Below are 19,979 nucleotides of genomic sequence, written 5' to 3' on the forward strand. Positions count from 1 at the left end.
AAATACTCCAGTTTTAATAATTTAGGATTAATTTTTTATGAAAAATAAAGCCAAAAAGCTATTAATGACGCTCGTTGCAAGCAGTACATTAATTACTAGCGGTAGTACACTAGCTACTCCTCCTCAAACCTTTTCAAATGTTTTTACTTTTGGTGATAGTTTTTCTACGCCAGCTAATAGTTGGTCAGCTTTAGTAACCGAACATTACGGTTTTAAGTATGTAAACAATCAAACAAATTTTTCATTAGGCGGAGCCTCAACTAACAGCTTAAGTCCTGAATTAAGTACTTATAAAGCAAATGTAAAAACATTTGACCCTAACGCTCTTTATATGATGTATATGGGACCAAATGATGCGGACTCCATACTTATTGCATTACGATCCGATCTAAGTGAATTATTATTTACCCGTGGTTTAACTTTTGAGCAGATTATGAGCGGCGTTAAAGATGGCTCTTTAACTTCTAACGATTTTCCCGATACTACTGCAGAAGTAGTTTCTAGAGGGAATAATGTTAGTGAATTCGTTAAAAATATATCTGATGGCGGGGCTAAATATATAGTAGTCTTAAATCATTTTAATGAGTCCTACAGGCAATTTATATTAGGTGGTACTGATGAAGAGGAAAATTTTGCAGGGGGATTTTTAAGTAATTCATTTAATCAAGCTATTTACAGTGCGATAAATAAATCCGCTCCATCTGCAAATGTAATATATGCAGATTATGGAAGGTTAGTAGCAGAGCTTGCCACTAATCCATCGAGCTTCTTTACTGCAAATGAGCTGGAAAACACAATAGAAGATGAAGGTGTGTTTGACCTTACTGCTCATCCAACGCCAGCAGCACATAAAATTACTGCCCAATATATTCTTTCTGTAATTGAGTCACCGAGCCGCATCGCTTATGTAAGAGAAATACCAATCGCAATTGGTGAAAATGTAGCTCAAAATATTCGTTCTAAATCTTATGATTTAACAATGAATGAAAGTGAAATGTTTAGTGGTGATATAAATGGCAATTACCTAGATTTCCATACTAAATCCAAAACTGTCAAAGATATTGGGATTAAAAAATCAGATACCTCTGAAATCGCTGCAAATTTTAACTATAAGCTTGCAGATAATTTAGTAGTAGGTTTTGGTATCAATGGTGATAAATCTAATATGAGCTTTAAAAATAATAATGGTAAAGCAGAGATTAAAGAATTATTACTAACATTAAATGGTACTTATAAATTTGATAACCCTATATTTGTGTATGGTGCTATCGGTAGTGGCTGGATTAAATATGATATCAAACGTCAAATTAACCTTGGTCAAGCTATAAGAATAGAACAAGGTAAACCAAGAGGTATGCATTATATCGCTACTATCGGTACGGGATATCAATATAATGCCTTTGCAGAAACAAATCTAACACCTTTTATAAATGTTAATTATCAAAAAGTTTCCTTAAAGTCATATACTGAGAAAGGTGAAATCAGTAGTACTACTATGAGTTTTAATATCCCTGATCGTAAATCTGTAATAACAGAAATAGGTGCTAGAATTGATGGAAACGTTAATGTGAAAGAAAATATTTCTGTTACTCCGTCATTCACATTGACATATGGATATGATTTTATAAACCCAATTAAGAAACAAGCTAAGGCTAAAGTATCTGATATGCCAAAGCAATTCGAAGTACCTACTTATAAAACAGACAAATCATATGTTGGTATTAGTGGTGAGTTATCAGCTCAAACTAATAATATAAATTATGGTGTCAGAGCTGGAAGTAGATTAAGTAAGAATACAAAATTCTGGTTCGCTGGTTTATTTTGTAAATATTCGTTTTAATTGATTATTGTGTGGATCAGTTTTCCAGTTGTCATCCCGCGACTTGATCGCGGGATCCAGTTAAAAATACTAATAAAATTATTATTTTTTGGATGCCGTGGTCAAGCCACGGTATGACTACCTTAGGGCGTTTTTCGATCCACGCAGGCAATGCCTTCCCGCGTAGGCGGGAATCCAGAAAAATAAACATAAAAGCAGCAAGTTTTTAAAATTAAAAGCTTAGGTATCTCGCTTATGCTGGATTCCCACTTCCGCGGGAATGACGTATAAGTCATGCAACTTAGTGCTATGACTTAATTACGTAGATAATTTTTTATTAGGTCAAATTTATAACCTTTTTTATGGAGCTTAGTAATTAACTGTTGTAATTGTTCTGGACCATTGAATTGCTCTTGAAACATTTCATCATGCATAAGCAATATTAATTTATTAGGTAAAATCGTATTTCCGGCATTAAATTTATCTTCTATTTCTTGTACTAAATGCGTAACTGACTGGATTGGTTTACCATGTATATTATGAGCCCATTCTAAATCCCATCCAAAGATATAAAAACCATTTTTATATATCGCATCGTCATTGTCTCTACCACATCTTCTGCTTTTGTAATATATGGATCATCTTTTTTAAGATTAGGGGTCGGAATACATCTCTTCCTGGTAACCTTGTAATAATATGGTCACCTTTTAAACCTAAAGTAATATTATTTTTCTTTAAATCTTGAATTACATCCGAGCAATGATGATAAAAATACCTATAATGATTGTGTGCATGAGTATAGCTATGATTTCCTACGTCAATAAGAGGAGATTTTCTAGCATTATTTATAAAATTTCTTACATCTTGTTTTGCATTATCATAATGTAACCCCACCATAAACAGCGTAATAGGCTATCGGTGACGGTAGTAGGGTTTTCGTGGAAACTCGTTCCCTTTTCATTTTTGTAGTTGTCACTTTATTGTTTTAATGCTATTATACTTCCCATAAAGTTCTAATTTTTACTATTTTTCGACAGCAAGAGTTCTGCCTCCAGTCATTAGCGTACTGGGAATTTGTCAATGATTTCATTGTACGCTCCCTGTGAATCGTTTAGTGATAATTTAGAATATATTTCAAGTGACTGCCTAGTTTCATGACCAGAATAAGGTTGAATTAGAGCATCATCAATCCCTTGCTTCTTTAGCCAAGTAAACAGGAAATGCCTTAATTTATGCGGTGATAGGGATTGTGCTATATTAGCTTTCTTAGCATAATTTGCCAATATTTTTCTTATCCCTCTAGTGGTAAATGCTTTTTTACGATTAGATTCAAATAAGTATATAGCACCACTTGTCTCTTCATTTTTAGCATATAACATAAGCGCTTCTCTGAAACCTACAGGAAATGGAACAATCCTATCTTTACTGCCCTTGCCTAAATTTATCCTGATTTGACAACTATCATAATCAATATCTTGAAGTTTAATATTTACTAATTCATTAACTCTAACGCCCGTATAGAGAAGGATTTTAATTAATACCATATGCTTGGTCTCTCGTGATTGCCATACTACTTCATAGTAGCGTTTTATTTCTTCTTCAGTTGGAACATACGGAAGTCGCTTTGTTTGAGTTTCTACCTCTATTGCAAACTCTTCACGAATTTTTTTAAATAAATTTCGTAAATAAATATAGTCGGGACGTTCATTTTTTAATATTTTCACAATCTTAGAAACAACTTCTTTAGTGGAGGTTCTCATGCTGCCTCCTTGAGTAAAATGCGTTTTGACATATCTAACTCAAAAGTGCCATAAGGGTTTATATGACCACTAAATAATGGAGTTATACCTCGCTTATCTTCAACCGTTAACTTGGTTAACCAGGATTCAGTATTAATAATATCCTGCACTAATAAAATATTAACGTATGTTAGGCAGAGCTGTAGTAAATGTAGAGACAACACGGAGTATTCTTGTTCATCACGAGAATTAGAATTTATTTCGCTCTTTTTGCCATAAAATATAAAGTCATTTACACTATTCCAATTTTCAACAATATTAAGCCCAGTATGTATTTCTTGTCTTAAATCTAGTGACAATAGATAACGGCATAAAAATATTGACTTAACGGCACGCCCCAATTCAATAAATGCTTTAAATACGGGATGCTGAAAATTAGTTCTTGAGAATTGGCGAATAATTGAATCTGCAGTTGCTGTTCCAATTTTTAAAGCCACTGTATATTGAATTAATGTATCATAATGTTCTATTATTAAATCCCAATTGATTACTCGGGTCATAATCTCATTTATATTTTTACAATTGAATTCTGGTTCTGGAAGATATATTTTTTGAGAGCTTATTTCAGCATATCTAGGAAGTAAATCAAAGCCCAACAGATAAGTTAAAGCAAAACCAAGTTCGCTTTTACCATGGCTATCTACATACTGAGATTCAATTTCTATATCAGTACCGTGGCTCAACACTCCTTGGAGCATCGATGCAACTTCAGATGACGAACATGTTTTTAATTGTGAATGAATGCAAATTGACTGATTAGTAACATGCCAATAAATCATAACCCCAGCACCTTTGTATCGTGCATGCCATTCAGTCATTAGATTTTGATCCCAAGATGTAAATTTTCTAGAATCAGCAGCACAAGCAGTAGTGGATTCTCCCCAAATGTCAGGGTTTCTAATTTTGAAAATAGCGTTAACTATTTTTGTAATAGCCTCTCGTAAATCCTCTTGATTAATGTATTTACGCTTAATATATTTCAAATCTTCAAGAGTAATATTATTAGTAGATGCAGATGAAATACGGTGTAACCCAGTATTAGTACCTATTGCATATAAGCACATGATTAAGCGTTTTTGAATTTCTTCTTGTGAAAGAATCTCACGATTACCTGAACTTGTGAAGCATGACGTAAAATGTTCTCGCAAATCAGTTTCTTTTAAAACATCTAGCAGGTTGATAATACCCCATTTATGATTTATACTATCTTTCAGTTGTTGTAAATTGTGTGGCTTTATTCGTTCTGGTAATGGCGATAATTTGATCCAAGGTTTTCCTCTACGTTTGATAATCCGAACATACTTATTCTTTGGAAGATTTTTATCGAATGCTTGAATTGCTTCCATTAACTTTGATTTCAGAACATTAATAAATTCTTGTGCTATTAAAGGTTGCCCTAATAATTGATAGTAAAATTCTTTATTTTTTATAAAATCTTTAGGTAATTCCGTGGCAGGGTCCTTATATTTAAATGCACCATCTATCCAGACCTCTTTATGCTTAAGCTTGTCTCGTAATATCCTAAAAATTGAATACTCATAATCCTTACGGCTAACCAACTTGTTGCCAGCCTCATTAGAACTACAAATAAACTCTAAATCGGCTTTGTTAATTAATCCATTAAGTGGGATATCTTCTGTAATTGGATAGAATTCTGACTTCTTATACTGGTATTTTTTTATTAATGCTAATGCCGATATTATCTCCTTATTATTAGACTTTAGTGGTAATATGTTGATTATATCAAAGATTTTTTTTCGATAATGAGTAGTGTAGCTTTGTATGGCTTTATCTCGAACGCTATTAGTAAGGTTTTTTTGTAAATAGCGTGCTTTTATTATTGCTTCAAGTTGTGCTTTTGGTACTAAGGGGTAGATAGTTTCTTGGATAATACCTTTAGGTATATCCCTTGCAACTTCTGCAATTAGATACAACGAATCTAAACCACGGCTTAATTTACCAATTTCATTATTTAACGCAAACTCTGTCTTGTCAGCTTTTTTCTTGATCTTATGAATAAAATTGATTAAGTGATCAGCAAGATTATCAAATAATTCCTGCTGCTTTAAATAACAAAAAACAATTATTAGTGCATATCTAATCTGTTTAGGTCTATTTTTCAATTGATTTGGTGTATCGCTAATAACCTTGCGTCTATAAAATTTTAATACTGCTGGTGAGATATCTGCCGGAATTATGGTTGTTGTTAATTTAAGTCCTTGCAAAACATTCAACTTATCAAGTTCTACTGCAATTGCATCCCGATTTGATTTGCCTGAATCTTGCTTTAAATAAGTTATTAGCATTTCTTCTGTAGTTGGTTCTAAACCTAGTAAGTTATGATCTATATAATTATGCTGGTCAGTTGTTAATGACTGATAAATATAATTAAATAGATATGTTTCAACAGCAATTAAGCTTTGCTTAATTAAGTCTTGAATAATGTTTTTGTTAGGCTTCTCTATTTTTAAACGTTTAAGCAATAAAATAAGCTCGGCTGTAAGCTTATCCTCTTTTACCGTCTCTAGTGCTAATTTATAAACATGACCTACAATCATTTGCTGATCTGCAGCACTAAATAAACAGGTCCCATAAAATGATCTAATTTCTTTTTGATATTTAATATAATTATGACGTGCATTTAAGAACTCAATTATATCATTTGTATCCAAAGTTATTCCGTATTGCCGTAGTCCAAAATTTATTAGTGTTTTAGGAATATCATCAGAACATTCAGGAAATTGGTAATCAATTGAATAGTATTTTAGAAATAATAAGTAAAGGAATTTTTGAACCCCGTGCTTTTTACCTAATAGTACCTTTTCTTCTGGTAAAAGCTTCCAAAAATCCTCTAATTCTTCTATAGACCAGTATCGTTTCATGATAATTATTGTTTATCGATCAGCTTTTTGTGATAGTTCTCTCGTGCAATAGAGAGGACTTGCTTTAATTTATATTCTATCAAATCCTTTGGTGGCAATGAAGTAAGATATTCTGCAACGTGTATTCCATTCTTATCTAGTTCTAATAATTCTATGTCTTCCTGATCTTTTCCAGCACATATTATAATCCCTAGAGGTTTTTCTTCATTTGACCTTCTTTCATATTTATCAAGCCATTTGAGATACCATTCCATTTGTCCGGCATGTTCTGGCTGAAATGATGTCATTTTTAATTCAATCGCTATCAATCTACGCATAGCCCGGTGGAAAAATAATAAATCAAGATATCTGTCATTATTTTCTGTACTCATTCTCTTTTGTCTTGCAACAAAACAGAAATCTGAACCCAATTCTTGGATGAAAAGCTGCAATTCATCCAAAATTGCCTGTTCTAAATCTGATTCTGAAGAAATCTTTTTGAATTTCAAAAAATTTAGGATATATGGATCTTGCAGATATAAATCTGGATTATTCAAATTCCCAGATTGAAGTTTTCCTATCTCTGTCTTAATGATAGATTCTGGTTTCTTTGCAATCGCACTTCTCTCAAAAAGCATATTATCTATTTTTTGTCTTAAAACCCTTACACTCCAACGTTCCAATCGACACATTTCTGCGTAAAAGTTTCTCTTTAACTCCTCCTCAATCGCTATAAGTCTTATTACATGAGACCAAGATAATTGTTGTGACAGTGTAACACAAATCTCTTTAGAATATAGTTTTGAGAATTTAACCATACGAGAAAGATTAGGTCTATCAAATCCATTACCATATAATAGCGTTAATTCCTTTGCTAAATGTGATAAAATTTGTTCTCCATATTCTGCTCTTGATCCAGATAAAATTTCGTTATTAATTAGTAAGCCAACATTCCAGTAAAGGAGTACCAATGTCGAATTGGTATAACTTGCCACATGAGATTTAGCTGATTCAATATGAGATATAATATTATCAAGGAGTTTCTTTGACAACTTGCTTTCTGGTATAGTATTATTTTGTATAATTTGATTTGTATCTATCACTGTGCATCCTAGTATTTAGTTCCCATAATGACTGGAGGCGGAACTCTTGCTGTCGAAAAATAGTAAAAATTAGAACTTTATGGGAAGTATAATAGCATTAAAACAATAAAGTGACAACTACAAAAATGAAAAGGGAACGAGTTTCCACGAAAACCCTACTACCGTCACCGATAGCCGAAAAGGAGTTTTATTTTTCAACATAACATTAATCAAATTCTTTGTACCTGGTAACGGTCCATCATCGGATGTTATATAAATGGTACGAGCATTTGGTAATGATCCATATGCTGTACTTACGATAGTTAATAAGTAACCTAATATAATTATTTTTAAAATTTTCATAATGTTAACCCCTTTTAAAGTTATATCTATTGATTATAAAAAGTTTATTGTCGTTTTATTTGAAAAATTGGCAATAATATTTCTTATTTTTGATCCTCAAGTATTAAAACGTATGGCTGAGGTCAAAAATTTAGATGCTTCTTGCTTTTTTTAAAGTTGATTTTTACTTATTAGGAGGGTTATCTTTCTGCTCTAAACTGAATAAAGTAAAGCCTGTAAAGATTTTACTTTCTTTTTTACCGGTTGCATATTCTTCTAAAGACACTTCAACAATTTCTTTAGGACCTATTGGGGTTGCATGCCTAAAATAAAGCTTATCGTTTTTGGTAAATATAAACCCAACGTGAGCTATATTATGTTCTGATTTTGTTAGCTCTAATAGTTTTGGGTTGTCCATTGTCATAACCATAAGATATATTTTTCCTGCAAATTGCTTTGTCAGTTCTTGCTTATGCTCTAAGAAATCAGTAAAGCTTATATAACTAATATCAGATTTAAAAGGTTTGATGGATTTTATCTGATTATATTTTTCACCAAATGAAAAGCATTCATCTCTAGATACATTATCTTTAATATAATTATTAATTTGTGTTTCAAGTAGACCTGCTTTATTAATCATCGCAGTTTTAACTTTAGCATATGGAAGATTTGCAAATACATTTTCCATTGTAAGATATTTACTATTATTCTTTAACCATTCATCCATAAAATGATTTCTGTTAACATATGATATATCGTCAGAAGGAAACATAATTTTTGCTAGAGCTTCTGCTAACTGCTCTTTAAATTTTACAGGATCCACATTTGGTTCTTTTATTTCTGCTAATGCTATAACCATTTCTATATAGCTAAAGCAGTCAAAAGTTTCTAGATTAATTAGCTCATTCTTATCTCTATTCTTATCCCAAATAATTAAATTTGTGCCTAGTTCCGTATCATAAGGCTTACCTATGAAATAGTCAGAATATGCCAATATTTTATTGGAAAAATTCTCGTTTTTTAATGATATTGCTAGCTTGTGAAGATTTTGCATATTAATAGGAGAGATTTTATTTGTTTGTGTATTTTCACTTTGGACTTTATCCGTAGTAGTAGGGGATTCATTAAAAGCATAACTATTAAAGGAAATAATAGAACAAATGCTTAAAGTTAAAATTAATTTCTTTCTCATCATAAACCTCTCCTATTTAATAAAAGAGGTATTATAAAAAAAAATTAACTATCCATCAAGAATTAGTTAATAAATATTTACTATTTGAGAACTTTCATTAGCTCTTCCCATTCTCGTTTAGTCATTCCGCTAGTTTCATGGGTAACTTTTTCACCGCTTATCATTTTTTTAATCACTTCTAAACCTTTACGAGAAATATTTGCTCCGCACATACGATATTCTTCAAAAGCTTCATAAGTAAAAGGTACCCAAGCTTTAACTATATCAAGCATCTTTTCGGCATAAACTCTAATTTCATATTGAGCGTGCGGATCAGCTCGTAGCCTTAAGAAGTGAAGCAAGTTATGTAAATTAATTTTCCAATACCATTCCGTATAATAATTTAATGTCAAATTCATACGAGCAAGCTCCCTAGCTATACCGGTAGTATTTTCGTCTATGACATTACCATCTTCGTCGGTATTCATTAATTCCGTATAGTGCTTATAACAATTTCGGGCATCTTCTTCTAATATGTTAAGGACCTTTTCGGCTACTTCTTTTGGTAGGCTATCGCTTTCTCGGCATTGTTTATTAGTACTAGATTGCGGGGCAATATTTTGTGGTTCAGGTAAATAAAACTCATTACCTAATATTGAGTATCTAGCAGAATATTCGTTAACGCTGGCTGTTCTATGCCTAATCCACTGTCTTGCAATAAAGATCGGTAATTTAATATGAAACTTAATATCACACATCTCAAAAGGCGTAGTATGATAGTGACGTAGCAAATAATTGATCAACCCTTTATCTTGGTTTAGCTGTTTTGTGCCTTTGCCGTAAGAAACACGAGCAGCTTGTACTATAGCACTATCATCACCCATATAGTCGATTACTCTAATAAAACCGTGATCTAATACCTTTATAGGCTCGTATAAAATTTCTTCAAGTGCCGGAACTACTACTCTTTTTGTTGCGTTATTCATTTATTCCTCTGTGTTTTTTGATTATCATAATAATGATTCCATATCTTTAGTACTTTTATTCTTTTGTTTTTTTCATCAACTTCGTAGAATAATCTATGCTGTATATTAATCCTTCGAGAATACATTCCTTCATATATACCAGAAAGTTTTTTATATGGTGGTGGTATTTGAAATGGATTTTGAGCAATTAAATCAAGTAGTTGTAAGCAACTATCTTTATGATGTGATTTTTCAATTTTCTTAAAATCTTTTTTTGCATCATGGGAATAATATAATGTATACACTTGGGCTAATCTAATTTGGTACTACATTCAGTATAAGGTGTATTCTTGCCTTTAATTAAAGAATTACTTAATTTTTTATTTGATGCTACTAATAAAGTTTCTTGTATATCTTCCCAATCTTCTTGAGAAACAAGTATAGCACTATTCCTTTTTCCTTTTATTAGGGTTGGTTGATGGTACAACGTAACCTCATCAATAAGCTTATCTATATGTTTAAATTCTTCACTTGTAACTAAATTGTGCATATGTTTTACCTGTTTTTATAATAAATAACTATATAGATTTCTGCCGTTTCTTTTTAGCCATAATTTAGCCGGTTGGTATTCGGGATAAATATCCTCAACTAGCTGCCAAAAATTTTTGCTATGGTTCATTTCCTTTAAATGTGCCATTTCATGAGCTACTAAATATTTTAGGACCTCATAAGGAGCAAAAACTATTCGCCAGTTAAAAGAAAGATTGCCGCAGCTAGAGCAGCTGCCCCATTTCGTAGTTACATTTTTCATTATTCTAATATTAGAATAAATTAAATTATGCTTTTTGGAAATGGTTTCTACTATAGCTTTTATTTCTGATAGTAATTTCTTTTTCAAAAATACTTCAATGCTAATTTTTTTAAGTACTTTGCTTCAATATACTTCCAATGCGTCATTTTGTAATTTTACCTGATTTTCAGGTGAATCAGTATGAATTATTTGATAATCTTTGCCTAAAATGGAAATCTTATTGTCTTCATTGGCAGGTTTAGCCATGTTACGGTGTAATTTTTGCCTAACCCAATGTTCTTTACTTAGCAAAAAATTATAACCCTTTTCAGCTTTTACCTTAAGGGGTAATACAAGCTCAGCCCCTTTATGTGTAATTCGGATAGTTATATTCTTAGCCTGAGTGCTTCTTCTGACTGTTACATTCTGAGGATCACCATATTTAGTTAAAGTAATAAGTTCCATTTTAGAATGCGATATATTTAGTTGGATCAACTGCTACTTTGCCTTTACGCATAGCTAGATACAGCTTATCTTCCACATGCCCGATTATGCTAGTTTTAGTAACCTTATCGCCTTTTTTAACTGATAAATCTTTTAAGCCGGCATAAGCTACTTCTAGATCATCTTTATCTAATTTAACGATTACTAAATTACCGAATTGTGCATTATTTCCTGAAAATATAACAGTTCCTGAGCCTATAGAATTAACACTGCTTTCTTCTAAAACAGCAATATCTATGCCTTTATTCTTCCCCTCTTTAAACTCGGTGACAATCTCGCCGTCCAGAGGTTTTTCAAAAATTAACTTTGTTATTTCTTCATCATGTTTTGTGGTAGGAATCACTACAGCATCATTATCATCTTCGGTAGTTTCTATTGCAGGCTCTTCTAAAGAGCCGCTTACTTCTAATTTAGGAGCTTCTTCTATAGTGCTACTAGTTATTATCCCCTCATCATTATCAATAACATTACCAGAATTACTAACGGTAATTCCTCTTTCTTTATACTCGATTGGGGCAGGAGGTTGATCAACGCAAGCAGTTAGAAAAAAGCATAATATAGTACTAAGTGTACACCGAATCAGTAGAGAATTAGCATACGAAGTTTTATTTGGAAAAGAGCAAGAAATTTGTAGCCCGAGGAACGGAGCGTACACACTTAGTACGTGAGTACCGAAGGAGCTGCAAAGATGACGTAGCCAATTTTTCAAATAAAACGAGTATGCAACAGGGTATTTCATATATTTAATAAGATTATTATATTGTGTTGGTCAATAAATTATACTTATTATATAATTCTTATCATTCATTTTCCATTAAAAAAATTAATTATGAAAACTTACGATATTGTTATAGCAAGTGATCACTCCGGTTATGAACTTAAATCCATAATTATCGAATATTTACAAAAAAAATCTTTGAGTGTTTACGATTGCGGAACACATAATACGCAATCCGTTGACTATCCTGATTATGCCAAAAAAGTAGTAAATAATATTATTGAAAAGCTCGTTCGCATTGGTATTTTAATCGGTGACACGGGCATTGGTATGAGGTGGTACCCTTTGTCTAGACAAATTTTTTAAATTTTAGAGGTGTAATTCTCCTGTATTAATGTATTGGTTTTTCAAAGTAAAGTTTGCATTTTCTATGTCATATAGCCTCTTGATAATTTTCTAGTTTTTCTGCAAAATGTATCATTTCAGGTGTCTTATATTCAAGCGATTGATGAGGTCTTTGCTGATTATAAAATTCTATATAATCTCTGATAGCTATCTTTGCTTCACGTACCGTTTCAAGATCAAAACGATAAATCTTCTCTTGTTTCAAAGATCGCCAAAAACGTTCAATAAATACATTATCTAAGGCTCTATCTTTGCCGTCCATACTAATAGCTATGCCTTGTTGCTCAAGTATTTGAGTAAAATCTTTTGATGTAAATTGTACTCCTTGATCCGTATTAAAAATGTCAGGCTTGCCATGTATAGATATTGCTTCATTTAGAGCTTCAATACAAAAATCATTTTCTAAACTAATCGACACCCGCCAACTCAAAATATAACGACTATACCAATCCATTATAGCAACCAAATATACAAAACCTTGCTTTAATCTTATGTAAGTAATATCTGCACAGTAAACTTGATTGGAGCAAACCACCTCTATATTATTTAATAGATATGGGTATACTTTATGAGCCTGATTCCTACGGCTTAAATTAATCTTTGGGTATACTGCTTCAATACCAAGTATTTTATAATATTTTCTTATCATCTTACGACTAACATTTAACCCTTCGGATTTTAGGACATGAGACATTCTTCTAGTACCATAATAGGGATGCTCTGTAAAAATCTCATCAATTCTGTTCAGTACTCTATACTCCTTATCATCTAAGGTATTCCTAGCTCGGTAGTAGTAACTTGAGCGGTTTAAATCTAAAAGTTTGCATTGTCTTGCTATGGTTAAATTTGAAGCATAACTTATCATTTTTTTCCTAACCTCTAAATCCAAAGATACTAGATTTTTTTTTAAGCCAGTCTCTTTCAACTGTTAACTGGCCTATTTGCTCAAATAATGATTTAATTAAATCTTCTTGGCCGGTATCTTGTTGTTTAGATTTCGATTTAAATCCAGAAACCATAAAATCTAAAGCTTCTTTCTTCCATTTATAAATCTGATTAGCGTGAACACCATATTTGCTGGTAATTTGAGCTATAGTCATTTCTCCAGATATTGCTTCAATTGCTATTTTTGCTTTTTCTTCTGCACTATATTTTTTAACTTGTTTTTTCATTTTTTGCTCCTTTTCCTAGGAGATATTATACCTACTTTTCTCTATTTTCTTGTCTAGTTTTTGGGTACCATTATATTATTTTCGCTATTGTCATGTATAGTAATAATTATAACTCTAGTATTAGTAAGCGGTTATGTTTTATTTGAGCCTAAACTTCCAGATATATTACTGATATGGATGATTAATAATTTCTTTTTTATCTGTTTTAGTGAAGAAGTATTTTTTAGGGGATTTATACAAAGAACCCTGCAAAATCTTTTACCGAAACAACAAATGTTAGCACTAGTTATAGCATCTTTAATATTCGGAGTGGCACATTTTCAAGGTGGTTTGACATATGTAATTCTAAGTAGCACTTGTGGATTTTTCTATGGCTATGCATACTATAAAACCAATAAAATATTATGCTCTATGATGGTTCATTTCGGTCTAAACCTGTCTCACTTATTACTATTTACTTATCCTGTTCTAATTTAAAAATTTATGAAAAGTAATCCAATACTTAATTTTATATTTGAAGTTTGTAAGCCTTTTAAATGGTTAATTTTAGGGCAATTTGCCGTTGCTATTATTTGGGCAATCGATATGAGTCTTCGCCCATATATATTAAAACTGATGCTTGATAAAATTCCATTATTAAATGCTGAAAATATAGTAAGTGAGTTATCAGGATTGATGATTTTTTATCTTAGCATGTCGTTAGTCATAATCCTTATGTGGAGGTTTTTAGATTATATCGGCATTAAATTATATTCGCCTATGCAGCGTTATATAGCAGATATTCTGATGGAGAAAATGATGCAACATTCGCAAAATTTATTTCAGAATCATTTTGCCGGCAATCTTGCTAATAAAGTAAAAGACGTAATGGGTAATATACCCGATTTACTATATGCGGTAATAAATCAGTTTTTTGGTAATTTTATAGCAATAATAATAGCCATTTTTACAGTCTCTACAATAAATTATAAATTTGGGATTTTATTAGGTATTTGGGTAGTTATCTTTACAATCTCTGCTATTTGTTTTGCCAAACGTGCTAAGAAATTATCAGCAGAATCTTCGCAAATACGCTCAAAACTAGTCGGTTATATTGTCGATATTTTAAGCAATATTATCAGCGTGCATTTATTTGCTTCAAAAAAGATAGAGTCAAAAAGATTAAGCGGTCAACTTAATGAATATGTAAAAGCTAGCCAAAAACGTGACTGGTGGTTTTTATATATGTTTGCTTTTCAAGGCGTATTATTTGTTATCTATCAGATAATTGGTTTTATTCTCCTAATATCGGGCTTTAAGCAGGGAGTCGTTACTACTGGTGATTTTGTTCTGCTTATAACTCTTAATATTTCGATTATAGATATTTTATGGTCTTTATCTCGCGATATTTTAAAATTTTCTAGAGCAGTAGGTGAAACGAGGCAGGGGCTTGATATTGCTTTAACTCCGCTTGAAATAATTGACAAACCTAATGCCAAGAATTTGATAATTAAAAAGGGAGAGATAATTTTTAATAAAGTAAAATTCCAATATAAAAATACTACGCCGTTATTTCAAAATAAATCGTTAGTAATCAAGCCAGGAGGAAAAGTAGGACTGGTAGGTTATTCCGGAAGTGGCAAGACAACTTTTGTTAATTTGATCCTTAGAATGTATGATATAGCAGAAGGAAAAATAGCTATTGACGATCAAGATATTAAAGAAATTACGCAAGAGTCGCTACGTAATAATATAGGTGTAATACCGCAAGAAGCTTCACTTTTTCATCGCAGCCTTATGGAAAATATTAGATATGGTAACCTGATGCTTCAGATGCAGAAGTAATAGAGGCTGCTAAAAAAGCTTATGCACATGAGTTTATTAAAAAATTATCCTTGGGCTATGAGTCGTTAGTTGGTGAGCGAGGTATCAAGCTATCAGGCGGACAAAGACAGAGAATAGCAATCGCTAGAGCTATCCTTAAAAATGCTCCAATTTTGATTTTAGATGAAGCCACTTCACAACTAGATTCTGTGACTGAGGAATATATTCAAAAAAGCTTATGGGATTTAATGCAGGGAAAAACAACGATAGTAATTGCCCACCGTTTATCAACGCTCTTGCATATGGATAGGATTATTGTTTTTGATAAAGGTAGAATTGTCGAAGACGGCAGCCATAACGAGCTACTAGATCGTAACGGGTTATATAAGACTTTATGGGACTCTCAAATTGGGGGCTTTTTGCCTGATAAAGAATTGTAAAGCTGTTGTGTAGCTTGAAAAGCATATATACCGCAGATACTTCAAAAGTTGGTAAGTCAAATAAGCGGTGAGTCTGCGGAGCGTACAGAAGTACGTAAGCAAAGACGAATCCCGAAATTTGGCTTGCCAAATCTTGAAGTATCAATGGTATACATCCAGCATAAATCGAGATAAATCAAGTTTTTTGTATTTTTTTACTGGATCCCGTGGACAAGCCTATAGTACCGGACAATTATTAAAAAAATGTTATATTTTATTCAGATGTAGGTGACTTTGTATGTCATTCCCGCGAAAGCGGGAATCCAGGAAAAAAAAGTCTAAATACAGTAATTTTTTAGAATATAAAAGCTCGATTTATCTCGCTTTATGCTGGATTCCCGCCATTGCTAAGAATGACATAGAATAATAACTGTCCGGTACTATTGGACAAGCCACGGGAGGCATTGTCACGTGGATCGAAAAGCACTTTCGATGTCATCTAGTTGCTTGACCACGGCATCCAAAAAATAATAAAAAATACTAATTTTATTAGTATTTTTAATTGGATCCCGCTACAAGCTCGCGGGATGACAAATGGAAAACTGATTCACGCAACAATGCCGCTACGGGATGACACCAAGAATGTTTTTCGATTTATGCAATAATAATTCTTTACTTCCCAGCTCTTTTACGATCATTGGGGTCGAGTAGAGCTTTACGTAAGCGGATAGATTTCGGTGTTACCTCAACTCGCTCATCATCCTGTATATAGCTGATTGCTTGCTCTAAAGTTAAAAGCATTGGTGGGGTTAATTTAATAGCCTCATCTTTACCGGATGCTCTGACGTTGCTTAGCTGTTTAGCCTTAAGCGGATTTACCTCCAAATCGTTATCACGGCTATGTTCACCGATAATCATCCCTCTATATACTTTGTCACCTGGATTGATAAACATTTTTCCCCTATCTTCCAGATTCCATAAAGCGTAAGCAACAGCGTCACCATCGCCGTTAGAGATAAGTACGCCCTTAGTCCTCCCTTCGATAGTGCCTTTATAATCAGCATAGCCATGGAAAATACGGTTCATGATACCAGTACCACGAGTTTCAGTTAAGAATTGGCTGTGATAACCAATTAAACCTCTTGATGGACCGATAAAGGTAACACGGCTTTTGCCGCCACCTGATGGTCTCATATCGGTCATTTCGCATTTTCTAAGCGATAAGGAGCTTACGACCACACCAACATAATCATCGTCAACGTCAACTTGGATTTCTTCCATAGGTTCTTGTTTATTGCTGTTTTCGCCTGTTTGGAATAATACTTCTGGTCTACTGATTGATAATTCAAAGCCCTCACGACGCATAGTCTCGATTAAGATACCAAGCTGTAATTCTCCACGTCCTGCAACTTGGAAAGCGTTTGATCCAGGTGCTTCGGTTACTTTAAGGGCTACGTTACTCTCAAGCTCACGCATCAATCTGCTGCCAATTAAGCTTGATGTAACTTTCGTACCCTCTTTACCTGCAAGTGGTGAGTCATTAACGCTAAAGGTCATAGATAGGGTTGGTGGATCAATCGGTAGTGATGGCAGTGCCTCAGTTACTTCAGGTGCACATATCGTATCGGCAACGTTAGCATTTTCAGCACCAGCAATGGCGATAATATCACCGGCTGTAGCCTCATCTATAGCGATTCTCTCGAGTCCTCTAAAGGCTAATATTTTAGTGATTCGCCCATTTTCAAGTACTTTATTTTCACGGTTTAGTACTTTAATATTTTGGTTAACCTTAACGCTACCGCTTTGTACTCTACCGGTTAAAATTCTACCGAAGAAAGGGTTGAATTCTCTAGTAGTAACAAGCATAGAAAAAGGTGCTTTAGCATCAGCTATAGGAGCGTGTACATGCTTTACTATTAGGTCAAATAAAGGTGCAAGATCATCTGCTAAATTGTCTAAAGGATTTATCGTTTCATCAAAATTTAATGAAGCTCTTCCTGCTCTACCTGAAGCATAAACTATTTTATCTATGAAATTAAGCTGATCATCATTTGCTTCTAACGCTACAAATAGCTCGTATACTTCATCAATAACTTTATTTATTCTTTGGTCATCTCTATCGATCTTATTGATAACAACGATAGGTTTTAAACCAAGCTTTAAGGCTTTAGAAAGCACAAATTTTGTTTGTGGCATTGGTCCTTCTGATGCATCAACAAGTAGCACAACGCCGTCAACCATGCTAAGTATGCGTTCTACTTCACCGCCAAAGTCAGCGTGTCCTGGTGTGTCTACTATATTGATACGTACATCACCCCACATAAGGGCAGTACATTTGGCAAGTATGGTAATCCCACGTTCACGCTCAAGGTCGTTAGAGTCCATAGCACGTTCGGCTACTTGTTGGTTAGCTCTAAAAGTGCCACTTTGTTTAAGCATGTTGTCAACAAGCGTGGTTTTCCCATGATCAACGTGGGCAATAATTGCTATATTACGAATAGATGTCATCTTTAAAAATTCTCACAAGTTTACAATAGTTTTCTGCATTATATACCAAAATAGCAAAAATTGGAATAAACTTCTTGTAAAACTCATGAATTCAATTTAAAGAACAATATATATTAACTTTTACAATTCCATTTATGAAGCAAAAAAAACTATTATGTCTTGATGTTGACGGAACAATATTTTTCAAGAGTTTACATAATTACCTTGGTGAGAAATTAACTATAGATCATAAATTTGGAATATCTATCACTGAAAAACTAAAAATACAGTATACAGATGAGTTTTTGAGAAATCCGTCTTTAGGTTGGAGGAATGAAAAAAGACTAGTAACTTTAATAAAAAAGGCTTGGTTATCTGAGTATGAGGTGGCTTTAGTATCATTTAACGATTACCCACAAGCAGTAGAATATGCTATGACAAAAATACTTAAAGAAGATGTGGAAAAGCTACATATAGTGTCTTATTTGCCAGAAGCTCTAAAGCAATATTATATGGTTCATCCTGTTTGTGACAAACAGAAGCATATAGAAGAAGCTATGCAAAAAGTAGGAGTAACAAATCCGGCAAATGTATTATTAATTGAAGATACATTATATAATGTAGAGGCTGCAAAGAAAGCTGGAATGAAAGCTGTATTAATAGAGTCGAAAGATACAAGTTTTAAGATTGCTTTTGACGCTTTAAGGGAGCTTAATAAAATTCATATGGTTGATAATGTTAACTTGGAAGAACCTTTGACAGAACCAGAGCTTGAAGATAGTAATAGTGATAAGGATGTTAGTATGGGCGATGATCAAGGAAGTTATAAATCTGATGATGGAGAATGGCAGCAGGATGTGCCAATGTTAGCAGAACATTCAGACTAGACAAATCATATTATGTTATTTATTCTTGATTAGTGGAGTGTTTTAGATTATTCGTTATTGCGAGGAGAAACTGTAAGTTTCGACGTGGCAATCTCAGGAGGTTTATATTGCTTTATGAGATTGCCGCGTCGATGCGTTGCATCTCCTCGCAATGACAATAACGGTCTATTTAATAAAAACAGAGTTATATCGTGCAGTATAGATTATTAGGGTTGCTTTTAATAATAAGTTTTTCATATTTTGCTCAAGCAGAGTTGCCAAATAAAGAAGATAATTTTAAAGTTAGAGTGGCTATTGTTGATGTTCAATCGATTTTAGAAGGGTCAATGGCTATAAAAAATTTGCGTAATAAAGTTGAAAAAATTAATCAAAAAATTCAAGAAGATATTAACACAAAAGAAGCAGAATTTAAGCCTATGGAAGAAAGCGTGATGAAAGAACGTTCTTCTTTAAGTGAAGATGAGTTTGAAAAGAAAGTAAGCGAATTTTATGAAAAAGTTACTGAAGTAAAAAAAGAAATTCAGAGTAAAAAAGCAAGACTTGAGCAAGCTCATGCTGAAGCTATGAGTAAAATTCATGAATTAACGATTACAATAATTAGTGAGCTTGCAGAAAAATATAGCGTTAATTTAGTCATTCCAAGTGCTCAAATTTTATATGCAAAAGATAATTTAAATATAACTTCTGAAGTAACTTTTATATTGAATGAGAGATTAAAAGAAGTCCAAATCAATTATAATTATTAATAAGTATCA

Annotated in this window: 18 protein-coding genes and 3 pseudogenes; 8 read left to right on the forward strand and 13 right to left on the reverse strand. The window is 32.8% G+C overall.

Translation table 11 applies throughout. The features are described 5' to 3' along the window. The first annotated feature begins 37 nt into the window (after positions 1-37). A complete protein-coding gene (locus AAGD54_RS01510; protein WP_341794829.1) occupies positions 38-1,840 on the forward strand; it encodes an autotransporter domain-containing protein in 1,803 nt (600 codons plus the stop codon). Between the two features lie 585 nt (positions 1,841-2,425). Here AAGD54_RS01510 and AAGD54_RS01515 read toward each other — a convergent pair. From AAGD54_RS01515 to AAGD54_RS01560, 10 genes and pseudogenes are all read right to left on the reverse strand, one after another. Beyond that, a complete protein-coding gene (locus AAGD54_RS01515; protein ID WP_341794830.1) occupies positions 2,426-2,716 on the reverse strand; it encodes a hypothetical protein in 291 nt (96 codons plus the stop codon). Between the two features lie 161 nt (positions 2,717-2,877). After that, the gene (locus AAGD54_RS01520; protein ID WP_341794831.1) at positions 2,878-3,579 is read right to left on the reverse strand and encodes a tyrosine-type recombinase/integrase; all 702 of its coding nucleotides are present in this window, start codon (positions 3,577-3,579) and stop codon (positions 2,878-2,880) included. Then, on the reverse strand, positions 3,576-6,500 hold the full coding sequence (locus AAGD54_RS01525) for a Tn3 family transposase (RefSeq protein WP_341794832.1): 2,925 nt from the start codon (positions 6,498-6,500) through the stop codon (positions 3,576-3,578). Before AAGD54_RS01525 ends, AAGD54_RS01520 begins: the two co-directional genes overlap by 4 nt. A gap of 5 nt (positions 6,501-6,505) precedes the next feature. Next, positions 6,506-7,582, reverse strand: coding sequence for a YhcG family protein (locus tag AAGD54_RS01530; RefSeq protein WP_341794833.1), 1,077 nt, complete (start codon positions 7,580-7,582; stop codon positions 6,506-6,508). 505 nt (positions 7,583-8,087) lie between these two features. Next, the gene (locus tag AAGD54_RS01535) at positions 8,088-9,098 is read right to left on the reverse strand and encodes an N-acetylmuramoyl-L-alanine amidase-like domain-containing protein (RefSeq protein WP_341794834.1); all 1,011 of its coding nucleotides are present in this window, start codon (positions 9,096-9,098) and stop codon (positions 8,088-8,090) included. A 77-nt stretch (positions 9,099-9,175) separates the two neighbouring features. Further along, on the reverse strand, positions 9,176-10,060 hold the full coding sequence (thyX, locus tag AAGD54_RS01540; RefSeq protein ID WP_341794835.1) for an FAD-dependent thymidylate synthase: 885 nt from the start codon (positions 10,058-10,060) through the stop codon (positions 9,176-9,178). Next, positions 10,057-10,344, reverse strand: coding sequence for a Txe/YoeB family addiction module toxin (locus AAGD54_RS01545; RefSeq protein WP_341788826.1), 288 nt, complete (start codon positions 10,342-10,344; stop codon positions 10,057-10,059). The genes thyX and AAGD54_RS01545 overlap by 4 nt, the downstream gene beginning before the upstream one ends. A gap of 5 nt (positions 10,345-10,349) precedes the next feature. Then, a complete protein-coding gene (locus tag AAGD54_RS01550; RefSeq protein WP_341788827.1) occupies positions 10,350-10,589 on the reverse strand; it encodes a type II toxin-antitoxin system prevent-host-death family antitoxin in 240 nt (79 codons plus the stop codon). 15 nt (positions 10,590-10,604) lie between these two features. Then, positions 10,605-11,294 (reverse strand): annotated as a pseudogene (locus AAGD54_RS01555) (M48 family metallopeptidase). Between the two features lies 1 nt (position 11,295). Then, complete coding sequence (locus AAGD54_RS01560) at positions 11,296-12,072, reverse strand: murein hydrolase activator EnvC family protein (RefSeq protein ID WP_410525914.1); 777 nt, start codon at positions 12,070-12,072, stop codon at positions 11,296-11,298. A gap of 90 nt (positions 12,073-12,162) precedes the next feature. Between AAGD54_RS01560 and AAGD54_RS01570 the strand changes: the two are divergent. Continuing rightward, positions 12,163-12,384, forward strand: a pseudogene (locus AAGD54_RS01570) (RpiB/LacA/LacB family sugar-phosphate isomerase); the annotation flags it as partial. Between the two features lie 100 nt (positions 12,385-12,484). Here AAGD54_RS01570 and AAGD54_RS01575 read toward each other — a convergent pair. Together AAGD54_RS01575 and AAGD54_RS01580 are read right to left on the reverse strand one after the other, a co-directional pair. Beyond that, positions 12,485-13,321, reverse strand: coding sequence for an IS3 family transposase (locus AAGD54_RS01575; RefSeq protein ID WP_341794232.1), 837 nt, complete (start codon positions 13,319-13,321; stop codon positions 12,485-12,487). A 7-nt stretch (positions 13,322-13,328) separates the two neighbouring features. Continuing rightward, on the reverse strand, positions 13,329-13,628 hold the full coding sequence (locus AAGD54_RS01580; RefSeq protein WP_045812944.1) for a transposase: 300 nt from the start codon (positions 13,626-13,628) through the stop codon (positions 13,329-13,331). A gap of 177 nt (positions 13,629-13,805) precedes the next feature. Between AAGD54_RS01580 and AAGD54_RS01585 the strand changes: the two genes are divergently transcribed. The 4 genes and pseudogenes from AAGD54_RS01585 to AAGD54_RS01600 all read left to right on the forward strand — a co-directional run. Further along, complete coding sequence (locus AAGD54_RS01585) at positions 13,806-14,105, forward strand: CPBP family intramembrane glutamic endopeptidase (protein ID WP_341795157.1); 300 nt, start codon at positions 13,806-13,808, stop codon at positions 14,103-14,105. 6 nt (positions 14,106-14,111) lie between these two features. Beyond that, on the forward strand, positions 14,112-15,452 hold the full coding sequence (locus AAGD54_RS01590; protein WP_341794836.1) for an ABC transporter ATP-binding protein: 1,341 nt from the start codon (positions 14,112-14,114) through the stop codon (positions 15,450-15,452). 50 nt (positions 15,453-15,502) lie between these two features. Then, entirely contained in the window at positions 15,503-15,871 is a 369-nt protein-coding gene (locus AAGD54_RS01595; protein WP_341794837.1) for an ATP-binding cassette domain-containing protein, read from the forward strand. Positions 15,872-15,897: 26 nt separating this feature from the next. Beyond that, positions 15,898-16,024 (forward strand): annotated as a pseudogene (locus AAGD54_RS01600) (palindromic element RPE5 domain-containing protein); the annotation flags it as partial. 498 nt (positions 16,025-16,522) lie between these two features. Here AAGD54_RS01600 and typA read toward each other — a convergent pair. Beyond that, entirely contained in the window at positions 16,523-18,358 is a 1,836-nt protein-coding gene (gene typA, locus AAGD54_RS01605; RefSeq protein WP_341794838.1) for a translational GTPase TypA, read from the reverse strand. A gap of 134 nt (positions 18,359-18,492) precedes the next feature. Here typA and AAGD54_RS01610 point away from each other — a divergent pair, with 134 nt between their 5' ends. Further along, positions 18,493-19,224 carry a hypothetical protein gene (locus AAGD54_RS01610; protein WP_341788835.1) on the forward strand — a complete coding sequence of 244 codons (732 nt, stop codon included), beginning with the start codon at positions 18,493-18,495 and terminating at the stop codon, positions 19,222-19,224. A gap of 191 nt (positions 19,225-19,415) precedes the next feature. After that, positions 19,416-19,970, forward strand: a complete 555-nt coding sequence (locus AAGD54_RS01615; RefSeq protein WP_341788836.1) for an OmpH family outer membrane protein — start codon at positions 19,416-19,418, stop codon at positions 19,968-19,970. Positions 19,971-19,979 lie beyond the last annotated feature (9 nt).

The organism is Rickettsia endosymbiont of Rhinocyllus conicus, assembly GCF_964026465.1.
GTDB lineage: Bacteria > Pseudomonadota > Alphaproteobacteria > Rickettsiales > Rickettsiaceae > Rickettsia.